This is a genomic window from Vasconcelosia minhoensis LEGE 07310 (assembly GCF_015207255.1).
GTDB lineage: Bacteria > Cyanobacteriota > Cyanobacteriia > Phormidesmidales > Phormidesmidaceae > Vasconcelosia > Vasconcelosia minhoensis.
On sequence record NZ_JADEXG010000012.1, the window covers coordinates 16743 to 34652 of the forward strand.

A 17910-nucleotide genomic window follows, 5' to 3' on the forward strand; every position below is an offset into this window, starting at 1 on the left:
CAGCTACTGCGGCCCTGGACTGCTGGGATAGTCATCGTCTGGGGCCGAAGGGTCACGCTGCTCCGGGCGTTCGTTGTAAGGACGCACGTTGAGTGGCCGGTCAGTGGGTCTTGGCGGTCGGTCAGCGGGCCGACCAGAGCGCTCAGATGGACGATCCGGCCGGACGGGTGGACGCGAGCCCGACGGTGGGCGGCGCGGCGGAGTATCTTCCCAGTAACCTGGAGGAGCCCCTGTACCCCTGTCAAACTGTCCTTCAGACGGGCGGGGGCGACGCGGATCCTCGCTTGGTTTTAGGCGGCCCGCCGGCCGGCGGCGCGGGTCGTAGGGTGGGCTCTGCCGATACTCATCGCGATAGTCATCGTCGTAGCCGTAGCGATCGCCGGAAATGCTGCGATCGCGGCGATCGTCGAACCGGTTCCAGTCGTCGATCTCAGCCCGGTAGACCCGGCTGACAGGTCGATCATCATCGACTAGCGGCGTCTGGCGCTTGGCCTGCTCGGTAGCAATGCCGCGCAGGCGGATACTCTCATAGGCAAAGAAAATAGCAGACGAGGCCAGCAGCAGCTGACCAAACTGCATAATCGGGTCGTAGCGCCAGCCGTTAAACAGCATGATCGCCCCCGCCCCTAGCGCCACCGCCGAAAAAAAGACATCGTAGTCGCGGGCCAGGTTGGGACGAAACTGGCGCAAAAAGTAAAGTGCCGCACCCGCAAGTGCGAGCGCGATGCCCAGAAAGCTGACAAAGTTGAGATTCGCGTTGACCATTGAGTTTCTCCGTCTGGCGCTTTAATTCTAACCCGGGGCGACCCAGACTGTCTTTGGGGCGTTCGAGGTTGGGCCGTTTGAGGTTGGGCCGTTTGACAGGGATGGCCCGAATAGCAGAAGGGGCCGCACCAAGATGCGTCCCCAAACGAGCAAATTCATTAAATTTAACTCAGGTGACTGGCTTAGGTCAGCGCCCTAGTCTCGCTGAACCTTGTCACGCTGACTCACAAACACGAGCCCAACCGTAACGGGAATCAGGACGATTACCGCTCCAGCCAGCAAACTTAGGAGAAAATTCATAAGAGAGGGAGTCATAGCTTTGCCACAGGGTTACTAAACGGTTACAGGCTAATAGTGAACTCGCAAAATCAACGAAACAGTTCCTCTACTATCTTATCGACATGTCGCAGACTTGAAAAGGTCTGGCTGACGGGCGGCTGCTCCCCGCTGACCTCTTGAGAGGTCAGCGGGGAGCAGTTCGAAAAATAAATGGGCATGACGCTAGAGTAGGGATATGTTGACCTAAAGAGACGCTATGCCTACTGCCGCGATCGCCAGTTGGATTTTAGGGCCGCTGCTCAGCCTGCTGACGCTCCTATTCATTTTTCGGATTGTCCTCACCTGGTATCCCCAGATTGACCTCAGCCGCTTTCCTTACAGTCTGGTAGCCTGGCCAACGGAGCCCTTTTTAATCCCGGTGCGAAAGCTGGTACCGCCAATTGGCGGCGTTGATATTTCTCCCGTCATCTGGGCAGGCATCGTCAGCCTACTGCGGGAGCTGCTGGTGGGACAGCAGGGCCTGCTGCGAATGTTGGCCTAGGAGGGGTCCATCATCTGGCTAACAAAGTTGGTATAGATATCGCCCGTAATGAACTCGGGCCGGTCTAGTACTTTTTGGTGAAAGCTAATCGTCGTCGGTAGGCCGGTAATCGCACATTCCCTCAGGGCGCGCTTCATCCGGCGAATCGCCGTCGCCCGATTCGGCCCCCAGACGATTAGCTTGCCGATCAGCGAATCATAGTAGGGAGGAATCTCATAGTCGGTGTAGACGTGAGAATCCATCCGCACGCCCAAGCCGCCGGGAGCTAGATAGCCACTAATCCGGCCGGGATGGGGGCGAAAATCGTGGTCTGGATCTTCGGCATTGATTCGGCATTCGATTGCGTGGCCCCGCAGTCTGACATCTTCCTGCCGCAGCGACAGCTTTTCGCCTTGGGCCACGCGAATTTGCTCCCCAATCAGGTCGATTCCCGTGACCATCTCCGTCACCGGATGTTCGACCTGAATGCGGGTATTCATCTCCATAAAATAGAAGCTGCCAGAGCCGTCTACCAAAAACTCGACCGTGCCTGCCCCGACATAGTTAATCGATTTAGCAGCGCGCACAGCGGCCTCTCCCATCTGCCGCCGCAGATCGGCATTGAGGGCGGCGCTGGGCGCTTCTTCCAGCAGCTTCTGGTGTCGTCGCTGGATGGAACAGTCCCGCTCGCCCAGATGAATGACGTTACCGTAGGTATCCGCCAAAATCTGAAATTCGATATGGCGGGGGTTCTCAACAAATTTCTCTAGGTAGACGCCCGGGTTACCAAAGGCGGCTTCGGCTTCGCCCTGGGCAGCGAGGAGCATTTTGGTCATTTCAGCGCGATCGCGGACCAGCCGCATCCCCCGCCCGCCGCCGCCCGCTGTCGCCTTGATGATAATCGGATAGCCAATTTCAGCAGCCAGCCGGGTCGCCTCAGCTTCGTCGGTCAGCAGGCCTTTACTACCGGGGACGGTTGGCACCCCGACGCGCTGCATGGTTGCCTTGGCGGTGGACTTATCCCCCATGGCGCGCATTGCAGCGGGCGAAGGACCGATGAAGGTTAGCTTGTGGTCGGCACAGATTTCGGCAAAACGGGCATTCTCAGCCAGAAAGCCGTAGCCGGGATGAATGGCGCTAGCCCCCCGGGTCAGCGCTGCGGCAATAATGTTAGGAATATTGAGATAGCTCTTGCTGCTGGGCGCTTCGCCAATGCAGACCGCTTCGTCGGCAAGCTGAACATGCAGGGCGTGGCGATCGACGGTGGAATGGACCGCGACCGTGGCGATCCCCATCTCTTCGCAGGACCGGAGAATGCGCAGGGCAATTTCTCCTCGATTGGCGATTAAGATCTTAGAAAAGCTCATCGAGTAGGGGCTCGCACCGTCTGACTACAGGCCGCATCTGATTGGGTTATGAAATAATCTGAATAATCATGATGGTAGCTGATCGTATCACGCGACTGAAGACTGAGGGCTGTTTCGATTGCGATCGCGGCTGCCCCAAGCTGCCCTTTTTGAGCTATGGTTAGAAACTGAATATTCGGCGCAATCAGGCGCTAGAGTTCTGCGGATGTGGTGGAATTGGTAGACACGCACGCTTGAGGGGCGTGTGGCTCACGCCTTGCGAGTTCGAGTCTCGCCATCCGCATCGGGTGGTCTGGCCTAAGGCCAGACCACGGTCCAAGCCATAGGCTAACGAAGGACTCATGGACGATGCAGGCAGCGGCTAGAAATACTATGATATTTCTAGAAAATGTAAACTTTTACAAATCGTTTTGACTTCAGTTCTGCAGCCTGCTTCCAATCCCGGGCAAACGGGCGATCCTCAATCTGCTGCTAAGGCCCAGGCCGATCTGGCCTGGCACGCCCTACGAGACCTTTGGCAGGGTGACGAAAAATCGGTACAGCAGGGGCTGCCCCACGATCAGCTTTCGCCTGCCTGGCAAATTTTACTGCTTGGCGACGGCTCACCCACGCGACATTTGCAGCTGCTCACCCGAGAGCAGACTGAAGTGGATGTGATCGACATGTCTCGGGTCGGTGACCGGGACGATCGAGCCCCCGACCTAATTCGCGCCGTGCCAGGCCCGCATCTGCGGCGTCAGGTTTGGCTGCGGACCGCCTCGGGGCAGCGGCTGGCCTATGCCACTTCCTGGTGGGAGGCCAGCCACGTCGATGAGTATCTGAAAAATCGTTCACTGCCGGTCTGGGCCAGCTTGGCGCAGCTGCGCACAGAGCTCTATCGAGATGTGCAAGGGCTCCACTACGGCTATTCGGCTCCGCTAGAGCAGGCCTTTGACCAGCGAGGACCGTTTTGGGGACGTCATTATCTGTTCTGGCATCGCGGCAAACCCCTGACGCTGATCTACGAAGTGTTCTCGCCCTACCTGGTGCGCTACCTGGGGCCAATGCGTTCAGAAGGCTAAGGTTCAGAGCACTAGGGTGAAGGCGGCGGTTCGGGCTGGTAGGAGCCCGGCATGTATTCCATCGGGGTGTACATTTTCTCGACCCAAATTTTGGCTCGCAGCGGGCCGTACTGCTGCCGCAGCGCATTTTCAACCCGCTCACCAATGACGCTGGCCATGCTGGCAAATTCGGGGTGGAGGGCAATGTGCAGTTCGACCCAGACTTGGCGACCGACCATGCCCCGAGACAGAATCCGGGTACAGCGGGTGACGCCTTCTACCTGACCGGCCACCTGGGCGATCGCTTCAGGCGCGATCGCGGTCGGCCGCAGCAGCATCGGCAGCTGGGATAGCAGCATTCGCCAAAAGCTTCTGATTGAAAAACCGACTAGCGCGATCGCCACCAGCGGATCAACCCAGCCGTAGCCGCGCCAGATCGCCACCAACCCTAGCAGCATCGAGGCCGTCAGCCAGGCATCTTGCAGCAAATGCTGGGAGTTAAGCCGTAGGGCCAGGCTGCCTAGGGTACGGTTCTGATAGGCAGACAGCAGCGCCAGCCCCAGCGTAATGACTACCATCGCCGTTACCAGTTGAATCAGCGTTATCGTGATCTCGACTGGAAAGGGAACAGCGGACTGCTGCCAAAGCCCCTGCAGCTGGCCGATCGCCAGCAGCAGCAATGTCAAGTTTGAAAAGCCTAGAATCGCTGCTAGCAGAAGCGCTCCGGCGGCTTCACCACGACCATGACCCCAAATTTCGCGGCCCAGTGTGCGCTGGGGTGAGGCAACCGCAATCAGGCTCAGGCTGGTGCTAAAAACATCGATTAGCGTGTGCAATGCTTCGGCTAGCAGGCTCAGGGAATGGCTAACCCAGCCCGCTGTGACCTCAATTGCTAAGACTAGCAGCGTTGCCCATAGGATTGCTAGCAGCAGGCGATAGCTGATGCGCCGCTGGTGTCCGCCCTCGTTCATAGCCCACAGGCTAGCACGGAACTTAGAAAACCCGTGTTTAAAAACAGAAAGGGCACCGACGACTGGCCGTGTTTCGTCTCGGTGCCCTGACTGGTTCGCTCCTCACACAGTCACTACTATACGAGGTATTGAAGAATTTGTCATCCAAAACCCAGACTTTCAACGCTTTTTTTGACAAATTTTGACAAAAAATCCTCGCTCCGAAGCGGAAAGCTAGCGCTAGGTAAGCCTACCATGGGTAGCTGGCTCGGGGCCGAGTTCTGGCTGAAAAAGTCAAATTCGTACCCCATAGCCGGCGTCTAAATCCGGCAATTTACGGAGAACGCTCAGAAGAGCAGGCGGGCGCCTCTGCGGCTGCGCTGCTTGCAGCAGCGCAGCTAAATATGCAGAAATTCTAAGTCTGACCTGGAGCCGATTGCGCTTTTGTTTATTTAGGCAGAGCTATCAAGTTTGGGGTGAGTATAGAGTCGCAAAAGGTTTGGCTAAGGCAACCTTTCTGAGATATTTTTTGGGTAGGACGGACTGAAGTCGCTATCTTTTCTTCTTAAGTAGATCGGGGCCTGGACCAATCCGTGAAAAAATGCAAAATCCTGCTTGCTGGCCCAGGTCTACCGACCGGGCAGCTATTTCAAACCTTTCAGGCGCCACCTGGTGAGGAAAAATAGGCTTTATTCGACGGGATTCGAGGCAGCGCTCATGGCCTTTTTGCGCTACTCTACAAGGGAGTCTGAGCCGGTTAACCCGTCGCCATTTCTATGAACATCGGAAAAGCATCAAAGCACAAAAAATAGCGCCCCAAAAACCGGAAAACTGTACTAATCTACTTAGAACAATTTAGCTGTATCTCTGACTCACAGGGTTGCCCCCCTCTGCAGCAGCTGTGCCCCCAGAATTTAATATAAATCGACCGTCTGTTATCGCCTGAACTGCTTTATTTCATTGGCTTAGCTGTCTTTTAGACAGACCAGCTACATGGGCAGGGCTTGAGGTTTAGTTTGATCAGGTTGGTAAATATTTTTACATCCCGAGCCCTGTATACCCTACTTCGCCCTACTTCGAATCATTCGAAGTACTTAATTGAATTGACGTGATCCTCGGTTTGGATATTAGATGTCTCTCTATACCCTTGAACCTATCCCCGGCGTTTCCCCCATGTCTTCTCCTTCTCAACCGGATAGCGCTCGGCCTTTCTTGTCTTGGCAGCGGATTTCTGACTGGGCAAACGAACACTACCGCTGTCGGGACTTTAGCAAAGACGAGAAGATCCCCACTCGGGCTGGGTTGCTCTACTTGGTGCAGCGTGGCGCAGTACGCCTGGTGGGCAACGCCCAGGTCAGCGCCACCGTGAGGCAGAAGGGCTCAGCCGCCCGTATACCGCTGGTCGCAGCGGAGGAGGCGTTTCTCGGCTTTGTCGGAGCGGGACAGCCGTTTGAGATTGTAGCCCAGCCGCCTTTCACGCTCCAGAGCTTTTCCCACGTCGATCAGACCACCATCATCTGGCTCTACTGGAATGATTTAGATACCTGGCCCCATTTCCGTCGTGAGGTGCTGGATGCGTTTCGGCGGCAGCATCAGCGGAAGCTGCTTTGGCTTAGCACCCTGGGCCAGCGGCGGACAATCGACCGGCTGCTGGGATTCTTAACCCTGCTGATCGATGAATATGGCGAATCTTGCGAGGCGGGTGACTATCTGCCGTTTCCCCTGACCCACGCTCAGATTGGTAGCGCCATTGGCTCTACCCGAGTCACCGTGACCCGCCTAATGGGTAAGCTGCGCCAGCGGGGGCTGATTCAAAACCATGGTGAAAATCTAATCTGCATCCCGCCTGGCGCAAGCTGGTCTCAGCAGGCCCATACAAATTACGAATCGCTACCTTAGCGCATTGGATTTGAGCCGGTTGGATTCAAGCTGGTTGCGTCTGGCGGGGCTCAGTTAGTAGCGGGGATTAGATCAACTGGGACGAAGTCGTAGCCGTAGCCGGAGCGGCTGCCTTCAACCACTTTGACCAGCTGGGAAGGCTGATTGCGATCGCCCGACGCAAAGAATCGCACGGGCTGGGTCGCGCCCGCTGGATTGAACCCGGCAGCCTGAAGCGACGTCTGAATACCCTCGCGGGTCGGGTTGGACTGCAGGGCCGCGACCAGCGCCTGGGTAGCGTCGTAGGTCATCGCGGTACGCCAGCTCACATCGCCCCCCCAAAGCTGCCGTGAGGAGGGTACAAAGGGCGCCTGGGGCCGATCGAGAATATGCCAGGGCACCGCCACGACTAATCCTAACGCTCTATTGCCGCCGACCTCCAGAATTTTGGGATTGTACAAACTGTCCCCACCCAGCATGGGAAGCTGCTGTCGGTTGACCGCGATCACCTGCAAGGCTTCGTCTAAAGTAGCGGTATTGGCAGCTAGCACTAGGACTTCAGCATCCTGCTGGAGGGCCTGGCGGACCAGCTGGCCAGCGTCAAAGTTATCGCTACTGAGGTCAAGCTCAGCCACCATGTCTCCCCCGTCGCTCAGCAAAGCCGTTGTAAATTCATTTTTGATCGAGCGGCTATAGTCGCTTTCAGACGTGAAGAATACCGCCGCCCGCTGTGAATCGAGGTCGGTCAGCATGTATCGGGCTAGGGCACTGGCCGCTAGGCGGTCGCTGGGTACCGTGCGGTAGATGTAGCGACCGGCGTTGGACAGACTGACGGCGGTGCTAGTCGGCGAGATCATCACGAGCTCTCCGGCCTGATAGATGGGCGCAGCGGCTAAGGTTGTACTGCTGCCAAAGTGCCCGATCACCGCCAGAATATCGGGATCGTCTACCAGCAAACCGGCCAGCCCAGCGGCCACGTTGGGGTCATCGTCATCGCTGACAATCACCACCTCTAGCGGCACCCCGTTCACCCCACCCGCTTGATTGATCTCCTGCTGCGCCTGGGCAACGCCGCGTAAAATTTCCTGCGCGGGCTTGGGTTCGGTCCCGATCGGCACGGCCACGGCTAGGGTATAGGAGGGAGCCTGGCCAATCCGAGCATTGTTTAGATAGATTAGCGTTTCAGGATTGTTACGCTGGTTCTGGAGGGCCGCTTCAAACTGCTTAACCGCAGTCGCATAGTCTCCTGCGGCAAAGGCGTCCAGGCCCTGCTCGATAGTGGGCGTAACGCTGCCGGGCAGCAGCGACAGCTCTCCTCGACTGAGTCGCCCCGCTAAAACCTGCCGAGACACGGGGCGCACCGGTGTGCCTGGCCGAAACAGGCCGGCCACGGCATCGAGGGGCAGCCGCGATCGCATCAGATATAGCCCGCTGGCCAGTAGCGCTAGGGTCACCAGTAGCGAGACGACGAGCGCCGGAATCTCGTTTCGTTTGGACATAGGCAGAGGCTAAATCAATCGAGACACTAGGCGGAAAATCAGGCGAAATAGAACCGCGATCGCGACCGTACTCAGCCCTGCCAGGATGGCAAGCATTAGCACAGTCTGCATCGGCTGCCCGCCGCTGACCGGCAAAATCACCTGCTGCAGTCGCGGTAACAGCAGCACAGCCGCACCGGAAATACCCGCAATTACTAATAAGTCTAACCGTTCGATAATCCGTCGCAGTTGCAGAATGATCAAAATGATCATGAGCCCTAGCCAGGTCCCGCTGCCTAGCAGAGTCGTACCCAGCAAGCTAAAAATTGCGATCGCCAATAGCCCACCTTCAACGCCGGTAAACGCCGCCGCCCCCAAGAAGGCCGGTAACGAGCTGAGACGGCTAGTGGGCAGCAGGGTGGCTGATGGCGCTGGCGGGGCAGTCGGTGAGGGGGAAGCCAGCGGCGACGGTGCAGCCGCGGCGGGCGACGGTGAAATCTGGGCTGGGAACGACGGATTGGGGACGGACATCTTACCGGCCTCGCGCGTTAGGGCAGCCAGCGCCTCATCGGCAGACTGATAGCGACTATTTGGCGTGGCCTGGAGCATCCGATTGAGCACTGCCGCCAGACCCGGGCTCACCTGGTGCTGCTCCTGCCAGCGCCAGGTATGGGTGTAGCTATCAAATAGCTCAGCCGTCGGCTGGTTCGTCAGCAGTACGACGCAGGTCACCGCCAGCGCGTAGAGGTCGGTCGAGGGAAATACCTGACCGCCAGACATCTGCTCCGGGGGGGCATAGCCGGTCGTATAGATACCGGTTGACTGACCCGACCCCGGTCCGACCGTGACCTGCTTCACCGCGCCAAAGTCGAGCAGATATAGCTCGTTATTGCGGCCTTTCATAATATTCGAAGGCTTGATATCGCGGTGGATTGTGCCATGCTGATGGACAAACGCCAGTACCTGCAGCATAGAGACCAGCACGGCCCTAACCGCCTTTTCGGACAGTGGCCCGCGGCGGTGGAGAATTTTGCCAAAATCCTCACCGTCGATAAATTCTTGGACTAAATAAAAATACTCTTCGCATTGGTCAGACCGCAAACTCGGCACTACCAGCGGAAAGAAAGCATAGAGATTGGGAATCTGCGGATGCTGATTCCCCAGCTGCTCTAGCACCTCAGCTTCGCGCTCGAACAGCATCTGGGCCATCTGCAGCTGCTTCGGCCCCAGGCTGGACGAGGGCTGAAATAGCTTTACAACACAGTGGCGCAGGGTTGGCGTGTAGCGATCGCGAGCTAGAAAAGCCGAGCCAAAGCCGCCCTGCCCCAGCAGCCGCTCCGACAGATAGCGACCGCTGAGAAACAGCTCCATGCCACAGCTCGTACAGTACTTTTGCTGCGCCTTTTTGAGAGCTGAGTGGTTATCAAGGTCGTCAAACTGATTGACCGGTCGAGGACAGCTCGGACGAGTGCAGTAAAGTTGCATAGGCCTTTACACGGCTGGCGTTAAGGCTCAACGGCTCACTTCGGCGGAGGAAGAATCGGCTGTCACCGTCTTAGCTTTAGCCGTCACCCGAGCCGCGCCGTTGTCCCGCTTAGCCTCTTTACTAAATTCTATTTGCTGGTTGGTGAACTGGGGCAGAATTTCTCGGGTAAAAGCTTCTGCCGCCTTCGACCGATAGCGATTGGGATTAAAGATCACCGATAGCGTTCGCTTCACCACTACGGCCTCGATTCGAGCCCGATGAATAGCCCCCATCTGCAGCTCCTTTTCGATTGCAGAAACAGACACAAAGGCCACGCCCAAGCCCGACTGCACCGCATTTTTAATCGCCTCGATTGAGTTCAGCTCCATTTCAATCTGCAGCCGCCGGGTTTCGATGCCGCAGCGGGTCAGCACCTGGTCAATCACCTTGCGAATCGTGGACTGCGAATCGAGGGTAATGAACTTAAGCTTGTAGAGATCGCTCCTGGGAATCACATCGCCACTAGCTAGAGGATGAAACACCGGCATGATCAGCGCTAGCTCGTCTTCGGCATAGGGAATCACCTCCAGCGAATCCTGCAGCTCGGGCGGTACCTCGCCGCCGATAATTGCCAGGTCGATCTGGCCGTTGGCGACACTCCAGGAAGTGCGGCGGGTGGAATGGACATGGAGCTGCACCGCCACGTCTGGATAGCGCTGCCGAAACAGCCCAATCATCCGCGGCAGCAGATAGGTGCCAGTGGTCTGGCTGGCCCCGACGATCAGCGTCCCGCCCTGGAGGTTTTGCAGGTCTTCGATGGCCCGACAGGTTTCCTGACAGAGGCTTAGGATGAGGTCGCCGTACTCCAGCAGCAGGTGTCCCGCCTCGGTCAGCTGCGCCCGGCGACCGCCGCGATCGAACAGCGGCACGTCGAGCTGACGCTCCAGGTTCTGCACTTGTAGACTGACCGCGGGCTGGGAGACGTATAGGCTGTCCGCAGCCCGCTTAAAGCTGCCCTCGGCGGCAATAGCCTTGAGAATGCGGAGCTGGTCGAGGGTGAAAGGGAGGTCAGACATTGGGACTAAACCTGCATAGGTAAGAATTTAGGATGGTGGAATCATCCTGAAAGCGGGGCCGGGGTCAGCCCAACTGATTCGCCAACTGATTCGAACGAGAACCTGGTGCACAAGCGCGGGGAGCACAAGCTAGCCGGGACTTGTCAACAAACTAGAAGCAAAAACGACAATTGTGTATAGATTAATAACGCCAGCGCGGATCGAAGACTTTTTGAATTTACCAGGAATTGAGGGTGTTGCCCTAATTGATGGTAGCAGCCTGGCTTTTTTCACCGGCCAGTTCGTCGGAGAATAGCGCCATCCTGCGGGTTATCCCGGATGTTCGGGATTCTCAAGTTTCTGTTAAGGTAAATCAAATCTAGCAACCTACTCAGTTTTTCCACCGTCTATGGAAAAGCCGGTTCAGCTCAATGCTCGACAGCAGCGCGTCCTCTGGGCGACGGTGCGCCACTATGTGATGACGGCTGAGCCCGTCGGGTCTAAGTCGCTAGCGACCGGCTATGATTTGCAGGTCAGCTCCGCCACTATCCGCAACGCGATGGGGGTGCTGGAGCGTTCTGGACTGCTCTACCAGCCCCATACCTCAGCCGGGCGAATTCCCTCAGATTCGGGCTACCGCTTTTATGTCGATGACCTGCTAGAGCCGTCGCCTTCCCTGACTCGCCAGGTCGAAGCTGCCCTGACCGAGCGCTTGGACTGGGAGGGCTGGAGCGTAGAAGCTCTGCTGCAAGAGACAGCCCAGGTGCTGGCTCGGCTCAGCGGCTATATCGCGCTGGTAACGCTACCCCAGACCCATGCGGTTTGCCTCCAACACCTCCAGCTGGTGCGAGTTGAAGGCGATCAGATTTTGCTGGTGGTGATGCTGGACGCTTACAGCACCCGCTCCATCCTAGTGCAGTTTCCCAAGGCGACCAGCCAGGCTGGGAAAGAGCAGCTCGATCGGGAGTTGCAGATTCTCTCTAATTTCCTCAATCATCGGCTTCGGGGTAAACCGCTGTCGGCCATTGTCGATCTGGAATGGGCTGAGCTAGACCGGGCCTTTCAGCACTATGCCGAAACGCTACAAGGGGCGATCTCGGGACTTGCCCAGCGCACTCGGAGTACGCCTGCTAGCCAGATTGTCTTCAGCGGTCTGGCCGAAGTCCTACGCCAGCCTGAGTTTGCCTCTGATCAGCTGCACGACCTGATCTATCTGCTGGAGGACGGTCGCGACCAGCTCTGGCCGCTGATTGCTGCCGCTGGCGAACCCGCCGCCGAGCCGCTGCGAATTTGGATTGGGGCTGAAAATCCGCTGGAACCGATGCAGACCTGCGCCCTCGTGTCGGCGGTTTACAGCAAAGACCGCAAACCGCTGGGCAGCGTCGGCCTGCTGGGGCCAACCCGCATGCTCTACGAAAACGCGATCACGGCCGTCGAGTCCGCCGCCGCCTACCTGACTCGCGCGGTGACCCAGGGCTTTCGTGGACTAAACAGCGGCACCTAATGGCTAAAATTCAATAGGCTTCATTGGCGGGCCAGCAGCCGGGCTGCCAGCGCTCCGCCAATGAAGCCAAACAGATGCCCTTCCCAGGAGATGCCTGGCTGCCCTGGCAGTACGCCCCAGACAATGCCGCCGTAGAGGCTGATCACCAGAATGGAAAACGCGATCGCCACTAGGCTGCGCTCAAAGTAGCCCCGCATCAGCAAAAAGCCGAAATAGCCAAAGAGGATGCCGCTCGCGCCAATATGGGACGTGTTAGCCGCCCCAATCAGCCAGGTCCCCAGGCCGCCAACCAGCGCAGACAGGACAGTTACCACCAGCCAGTCGCCAGTCTCGCGCAGCATCACCAACCAGCCTAAAACCAGCAGCGGCAGCGTATTGGCTGTCAGATGCTCAAAATTGCCGTGTAGAAACGGGGCAAATAGGATGCCCCAAAGCCCAGCCAGCTGACGTGGGCGAATGCCGTAGCGATCGAGCCGACCGCCAAAGATAACCCAGTCGATAATCTCGACGAGCCACAGCAGGGCCACAAAGCCGAACAGGGCCGTCGCCTGGGTTTTGGCCTCGCTTAGCAGGGACGGTTTGGCGTCTGCCTCTCGCATTCCCAAATGCGACCTCCTTAAAGTAGTCCGACCAGATGCAGCGGGCCATGGCCGCTGACGATTTCCAACAGTAATGCTAAGAATCCCAGCATTGCTAGGCGACCATTCCAGACTTCAGCAACCGGCGTCATCCCCCAGGCCGACTTGTCCTGGGGGTAGATTTTGACCGGCTTGTCCGGCTGCACCACGTCTGAGAAATGCTGGGGCGGCGATGCTAGGGACTCCCTCACCATAGCGGCCAGGTCGTCGATGAACCCCGCATGGGTGTTCATCGCTGGTACTCGCTGAAACCGCTCAATCCCAGCGGCCTCGGCTAGCTCACGATACTCGATGTCAATTTCTTGCAGCGTCTCGATATGCTCAGAGACAAAGCTAATCGGAACCACCACCAGGTCTTTCACACCCTGCTCGGCCAGTGCCTCAATGGCATCTTCGGTATAGGGCTGGAGCCATTCGATTGGGCCAACTCGGCTCTGGTAGGCCAGGGTATGGGCATTGGGCCGGTTCAGCGCCTGCATAATCAGGTCGGTGCAGTGCTCGATTTCGCGCTGGTAGGGATCGCCCGCTTCGGTGACGTAGCTGACGGGGACGCCATGGGCGCTGAAGAAGATATGGGCCTGGTCAGGATTGGGCAGCTGGTCTAGGGACTGAGCAATCAGGTCGGCCATCGCCCGGACATAGCCGGTGCGGCTATACCAGGAAGGAATTACCGTGTAGTCAATCTGACTAAGGGCGGGGTCATCCTGCCAGAGCTGCTCGAGAAGGCGAAAGCTGGAGCCGCTAGTGCTGATTGAAAACTGCGGATAGAGGGGCAGCACCACCAGCTGCTCAATGCGATCGCGCTTGATATGGGCCACCGCTTCTTCAGTAAAGGGATGCCAGTAGCGCATGCCGATGTAAACTTTAGCGTCCTGCCCCTGCTGCGCCAGGCTTTGTTCCAGCGCATCAGCCTGCTGCTCGGTGATCTGGCGCAGGGGCGAGCCGCCGCCGATCTGCTGGTAGTTGGCCCGGGACTGCTTGGCTCGACGGGTCGAAATCAGCCAGGCCAGAGGCTGCTGGAGCGCTGCAAAGGGCAGGCGGATAATTTCTGGATCGGAAAACAGATTGAAGAGAAACGGGCGTACATCTTCCGGCTTCTCTGGCCCACCCAAATTCAGCAGTAAAACCCCTACACGGCCCATGGCAAATCGCGTATCCTTGTGCGCAGTTTTAATCTTCTTTGCTTAGCTTAACAACTAACCCCTAACCTTGAAAGATTGCATTTTGTAGAATCGCCCGGGTTGAGCCAGGCCGCCCCGCCACAAACCCAATCGATCGGCGAACAAAGGCGAATAAAATAAATAGGCTGCTGCCACCGACCTAACCTCTATGACCGCATCCCATCCGCTCGATCTGGCCCTTGCCCAGGTGAACCAGCGGCTGAAGGCCGCCCGCCTGGGTCTGAAAATCGACCGGCGCGGCGATAGGCTCAGCCTGCGGGGTACGCTACCGCCTCGGCCGGGCAGCCCTAAGCTGCGATCGCACCAGCAGCGCATTCCTCTAGGCTTGCCTGCGACTAAAGCGGGCCTGAAGCAGATCGAGCAGGAGGCCAAGCTGATTGCCGCCCGGCTGATTCAAAACAGCTTTGACTGGCGCGACTACCTCGGTCCGGTGGCTGTCCTGCACCGGGCTGGGGCGAATTTGGAGGAGCAGATCGCCGCTTTTCAGCAGCAGTTTTTTGCCGAACGGCCGCTGGGTAACGCTTCTGCCCGCACCACCTGGGAAAAAGCCTATGCCCCCTATTTACGGAAGCTTGCCGCGATCGCGGCTCAGCACCGCGCCTATAGCCTGCCGGAGGCGATCTACGCCACCCTTCAGAGCACCCGGGCGAACAGCCGCAGCCGCCAGGTCTGCTGCACCGCCCTGAATGCGTTTGCGGAGTTTCTCAACCTGGCGCTGCCGACCGAGCTGAAGGCGTATTGGGGCCGCTATGGCAGCAGCCAAACCCAGGCGCGATCGCTGCCCACAGACGAGCAGATCTTAGCCACCTATGCCGAAATTCCCAACCCAGCCTGGCAGTTTGTCTACGGCATGATGGCCACCTACGGGCTGCGCAACCACGAGGTTTTTTTCTGCGACTATCGGGCGTTGAAGAGCGGCGATTCTGAGGCCATCATCGAAGTTCAGGAAACGACTAAAACCGGACTGCACGATGTTTGGCCCTTTTACCCCGAGTGGGTGGAGCGGTTCAACCTGCGCCAGGTCAACCTACCGCCGGTCAGCACCGACCTCAGCCGCACTACCCTCCAGCGGGTCGGACAGCAGGTCTCTACCCAGTTTCGCCGCTATCAGATTCCCTTCTCGCCCTACGACCTGCGCCACGCCTGGGCCATCCGCACCATCCATATGGGTCTGCCCGACACCGTCGCCGCCAAGATGATGGGCCACTCCGTCCAAATTCACAACCGTACCTACCACCGCTGGATCAGCCGCCGCGACCAGCAGGCTGCGGTTACAACAGCTTTGAGTAGGTCATAAAACTCAGCGGCCCCATATATCCGAGACGTTTAGCTCAAAGCCCGGCATGGCTTCGCCTAAATTCACCTGGTTAGGATTGCTCAAAACTTCAGCTCCTCTATCCGGTCGGTAGATTTCAACCGTCTTTTGCTGCAGATCGATCATCACCCCGAGCTGGTCCCCGTTGCGAATAACTGCTCACGACTGACCACGGGCTTCAAACCCATCGGCCAAGCGACAGTAACTGTTTTTTGTTCTCCCGATGCAGAACTTTGCCGATCTATCTTTTGAGCAGAGGTCACGATGACGAAGTCGCCTTTTTACCGGTGGCTATCAGAATAGACAGCGCACTTTATCAGTCTAGCGACGATTTTCTGACTTCAGGTATCGGAGAGCTATTGCATCACCATGCCGCCATCGACGTTCATCACCTGACCGGTAATGTAGGCCGCCGCCGGATCTGCCGCCAAAAAGCGAATCAGTCCGGCCACTTCCTCTGGCTGACCGTAGCGACCGAGGGGAATGTACTTGAGGATTTCTTCAGTGTTTTTCAGGTCCTCGGTCATATCAGTGGCGATAAAGCCGGGGGCAACGGCATTGGCGGTCACGCCGCGCGGGGCCAGCTCTTTGGCAATGGTTTTGGTAAAGCCAATCACCCCGGCTTTGGCGGCGCTGTAGTTGGCCTGTCCGGGATTGCCCATCAGCCCCGCTACTGAAGAAATATTGATAATCCGCCCGGAGCGCTGCTTGAGCATGACTTTGCTGACCGCCCGGGTGCAGAGAAAGACGCCGGTCAGATTGAGGTCGATTACGGCCTGCCAGTCTTCCGGCTTCATCCGCAGCAGCAGCGTGTCGCGGGTGATGCCAGCATTGTTGACCAGCACGTCAATTCGGCCAAATTTATCCAGGGTGGCTTTGACCATCGCGTCTACCTGATCGGCTTTGGAGACATCGGCCTGGAGAGCTAGGGCTTCCCCACTATTCTTCTCAATCTCAGCGACCACCGCATCTGCCGCCTGACTAGAGCGAGCGTAGTTCACCACAATTTTGCTGCCCTGCTCAGCGAGAGCTAACGCCGCCGCCTTGCCAATGCCCCGAGATGAGCCGGTAATGATGGCAACCTTACCGTCTAGCGCTCCAGCCATGATGAGTTCACTTCCTTAATTGCGCAGCCCAATTACTGTAAACTTTCGAGGGGAAGCGGGGCAATTACGAATGTTAATACTGAGTGTCATTACAAGGCTTCAATCTTGACAAGGCCACCTGCAATGGTGTCTATCTTTAGTTTATATTTGTAAAGCATTGCCATTCCAATCAAAGGTTCGGCTTCTGAGCCAGCCACATCGACTTTACGGTACTGCCCGTCCCAGATGACATCAACCGAAAAAAGGTCAAACAGGACTTCACTGCCATCCCCTAACGTCCCAATGTCAGACGCTCTCCAAGGCAACGATAGGGTTGAAATGATGTCAGGCGGCAGGCTAAGAAATCCACTGAATCCGGTATCTATCACAGCATCAATCAGCTGTCTCTGTCCGTTGCTATTTCCGACAACGAGTGGAACTATGGCTTCACAACGGGGATTTACAACGCCGTAAATCACTATTTTTTCAAACTCTTTGACCCAAAGTGGTAAACCGCCCGGTGCCCAATCCGAATAACCCAGGGTTGAGCCTCGGGATAGCGCTCGAATAATCGGTCGGTTGCAGGGATTACGGTGTTATCGACTTCAAAAGCACCCGTCTCAATGTCAATGGCAACAATTCTGCCCTCGTTGCCTGCTTCCACCTGCGCCCGGATGCCCGACTCGTAGAGGTCTTGTCCTCGTCTGTACATTTCCTCTTTGCTGTAACGGCGTTGGCGAACTGACATATCAAATCTGCTGCTGCTTACCTTGCCATCATTGTAGCTAGTAGGATAATGAATCAGTCTAAAAATGGCACATTCCCAAGCTTCAAAACATTAATCCATTGTCCGATGAAAGGCTTAAGCATCGTAATCCGTTTGGGATGTGGCACCGAAGTCACATTCTTAGAGCATATTTCAAATACCGTAGATGAAGTATTGTAAATCCCTAAATTAATCGGAAGCGAACCCCACATCTCTCAAGCGGGCTACTAGCATGGGAAGAAGGTTTTTACTTCGAATAGCACGCCCATGGCAGTCAAACAGCAGTTCAATAGCTTCGATGAGATGGTCAGCGGTTCCGAGCAGCCGCTGCTGGTCGATTTTTATGCCGATTGGTGCGGCCCCTGCCAGATGATGGCGAAAATCTTGGATCAGGTCAAGGCGCAGGTGAAAGGTGAGGTCAAAATTGTCAAGATCGACACCGAGCGCTATCCACAAATTGCTTCCCAGCATCAAATTCACGCTCTGCCGACGCTGGTTTTGTTTAACCAGGGACAGCCCATCGACCGGATTGAGGGTGTTCTGACCGCAGAGCAGCTGGTCAGCCGGATTCGCGAAAAAATCGGCTAGGGCAACCGCAGCTAACTCAGATCGGCAGCCCAACGC

At 57.1% G+C, this 17910-nt stretch carries 19 protein-coding genes and 1 tRNA gene; 7 read left to right on the forward strand and 13 right to left on the reverse strand.

The annotated features are described in order from the left end of the window. Nucleotides 1-3: 3 nt before the first annotated feature. Complete coding sequence (locus IQ241_RS07035) at nt 4-765, reverse strand: Ycf66 family protein (RefSeq protein WP_193905715.1); 762 nt, start codon at nt 763-765, stop codon at nt 4-6. A 195-nt stretch (nt 766-960) separates the two neighbouring features. After that, nucleotides 961-1080: a photosystem II reaction center X protein gene (gene psbX, locus IQ241_RS07040; RefSeq protein ID WP_193905716.1), complete on the reverse strand. Its 120-nt coding sequence runs from the start codon at nt 1078-1080 to the stop codon at nt 961-963. A gap of 220 nt (nt 1081-1300) precedes the next feature. Here psbX and IQ241_RS07045 point away from each other — a divergent pair, with 220 nt between their 5' ends. Further along, nucleotides 1301-1585, forward strand: a complete 285-nt coding sequence (locus tag IQ241_RS07045) for a YggT family protein (RefSeq protein ID WP_193905717.1) — start codon at nt 1301-1303, stop codon at nt 1583-1585. Here IQ241_RS07045 and accC read toward each other — a convergent pair. Further along, nucleotides 1582-2931 (reverse strand): acetyl-CoA carboxylase biotin carboxylase subunit, encoded by a 1350-nt coding sequence (gene accC, locus IQ241_RS07050; RefSeq protein ID WP_193905718.1) that lies wholly within the window; start codon nt 2929-2931, stop codon nt 1582-1584. The two genes, IQ241_RS07045 and accC, sit on opposite strands and share 4 nt — an antisense overlap. Before the next feature lie 201 nt (nt 2932-3132). Here accC and IQ241_RS07055 point away from each other — a divergent pair. Together IQ241_RS07055 and IQ241_RS07060 are read left to right on the forward strand one after the other, a co-directional pair. Further along, nucleotides 3133-3214, forward strand: a tRNA-Leu gene (locus IQ241_RS07055). A gap of 205 nt (nt 3215-3419) precedes the next feature. After that, on the forward strand, nt 3420-3992 hold the full coding sequence (locus tag IQ241_RS07060; RefSeq protein ID WP_228021470.1) for a chorismate lyase: 573 nt from the start codon (nt 3420-3422) through the stop codon (nt 3990-3992). An 11-nt stretch (nt 3993-4003) separates the two neighbouring features. On the opposite strand, the gene IQ241_RS07065 is transcribed toward IQ241_RS07060, so the two are convergent. Further along, nucleotides 4004-4942, reverse strand: a complete 939-nt coding sequence (locus IQ241_RS07065) for a cation diffusion facilitator family transporter (protein ID WP_193905720.1) — start codon at nt 4940-4942, stop codon at nt 4004-4006. 1152 nt (nt 4943-6094) lie between these two features. Here IQ241_RS07065 and IQ241_RS07070 point away from each other — a divergent pair. After that, nucleotides 6095-6820, forward strand: coding sequence for a Crp/Fnr family transcriptional regulator (locus tag IQ241_RS07070; protein WP_193905721.1), 726 nt, complete (start codon nt 6095-6097; stop codon nt 6818-6820). 50 nt (nt 6821-6870) lie between these two features. Here IQ241_RS07070 and IQ241_RS07075 read toward each other — a convergent pair whose 3' ends face one another. The 3 genes from IQ241_RS07075 to IQ241_RS07085 are packed head-to-tail and all read right to left on the reverse strand — an operon-like array spanning nt 6871 to nt 10818. After that, nucleotides 6871-8298 (reverse strand): ABC transporter substrate-binding protein, encoded by a 1428-nt coding sequence (locus IQ241_RS07075; RefSeq protein ID WP_193905722.1) that lies wholly within the window; start codon nt 8296-8298, stop codon nt 6871-6873. A 9-nt stretch (nt 8299-8307) separates the two neighbouring features. Next, nucleotides 8308-9762 carry a serine/threonine-protein kinase gene (locus IQ241_RS07080; protein WP_193905723.1) on the reverse strand — a complete coding sequence of 485 codons (1455 nt, stop codon included), beginning with the start codon at nt 9760-9762 and terminating at the stop codon, nt 8308-8310. 27 nt (nt 9763-9789) lie between these two features. After that, entirely contained in the window at nt 9790-10818 is a 1029-nt protein-coding gene (locus tag IQ241_RS07085; protein WP_228021460.1) for a LysR family transcriptional regulator, read from the reverse strand. A 388-nt stretch (nt 10819-11206) separates the two neighbouring features. Between IQ241_RS07085 and hrcA the strand changes: the two genes are divergently transcribed. Continuing rightward, nucleotides 11207-12301: a heat-inducible transcriptional repressor HrcA gene (gene hrcA / locus IQ241_RS07090; protein WP_193905724.1), complete on the forward strand. Its 1095-nt coding sequence runs from the start codon at nt 11207-11209 to the stop codon at nt 12299-12301. A gap of 20 nt (nt 12302-12321) precedes the next feature. On the opposite strand, the gene IQ241_RS07095 is transcribed toward hrcA, so the two are convergent. Beyond that, the gene (locus IQ241_RS07095; RefSeq protein WP_193905793.1) at nt 12322-12900 is read right to left on the reverse strand and encodes a rhomboid family intramembrane serine protease; all 579 of its coding nucleotides are present in this window, start codon (nt 12898-12900) and stop codon (nt 12322-12324) included. 17 nt (nt 12901-12917) lie between these two features. Then, nucleotides 12918-14081: a ferrochelatase gene (gene hemH, locus IQ241_RS07100; RefSeq protein ID WP_193905725.1), complete on the reverse strand. Its 1164-nt coding sequence runs from the start codon at nt 14079-14081 to the stop codon at nt 12918-12920. Nucleotides 14082-14268: 187 nt separating this feature from the next. Here hemH and IQ241_RS07105 point away from each other — a divergent pair, with 187 nt between their 5' ends. Next, nucleotides 14269-15417 (forward strand): site-specific integrase, encoded by a 1149-nt coding sequence (locus tag IQ241_RS07105; protein WP_193905726.1) that lies wholly within the window; start codon nt 14269-14271, stop codon nt 15415-15417. Nucleotides 15418-15420: 3 nt separating this feature from the next. Here IQ241_RS07105 and IQ241_RS07110 read toward each other — a convergent pair whose 3' ends face one another. The 4 genes from IQ241_RS07110 to IQ241_RS07125 all read right to left on the reverse strand — a co-directional run bounded on the left by IQ241_RS07110 (nt 15421) and on the right by IQ241_RS07125 (nt 17268). Continuing rightward, nucleotides 15421-15561 carry a hypothetical protein gene (locus tag IQ241_RS07110; RefSeq protein WP_193905727.1) on the reverse strand — a complete coding sequence of 47 codons (141 nt, stop codon included), beginning with the start codon at nt 15559-15561 and terminating at the stop codon, nt 15421-15423. Nucleotides 15562-15791: 230 nt separating this feature from the next. Beyond that, on the reverse strand, nt 15792-16541 hold the full coding sequence (fabG, locus tag IQ241_RS07115; protein ID WP_193905728.1) for a 3-oxoacyl-[acyl-carrier-protein] reductase: 750 nt from the start codon (nt 16539-16541) through the stop codon (nt 15792-15794). Nucleotides 16542-16630: 89 nt separating this feature from the next. Next, a complete protein-coding gene (locus IQ241_RS07120; protein ID WP_193905729.1) occupies nt 16631-16999 on the reverse strand; it encodes a clan AA aspartic protease in 369 nt (122 codons plus the stop codon). Then, on the reverse strand, nt 16999-17268 hold the full coding sequence (locus IQ241_RS07125) for a hypothetical protein (protein ID WP_193905730.1): 270 nt from the start codon (nt 17266-17268) through the stop codon (nt 16999-17001). Before IQ241_RS07125 ends, IQ241_RS07120 begins: the two co-directional genes overlap by 1 nt. A 285-nt stretch (nt 17269-17553) precedes the next feature. Between IQ241_RS07125 and trxA the strand changes: the two genes are divergently transcribed. After that, complete coding sequence (trxA, locus tag IQ241_RS07130) at nt 17554-17874, forward strand: thioredoxin (protein ID WP_193905731.1); 321 nt, start codon at nt 17554-17556, stop codon at nt 17872-17874. Nucleotides 17875-17910: the final 36 nt, after the last annotated feature.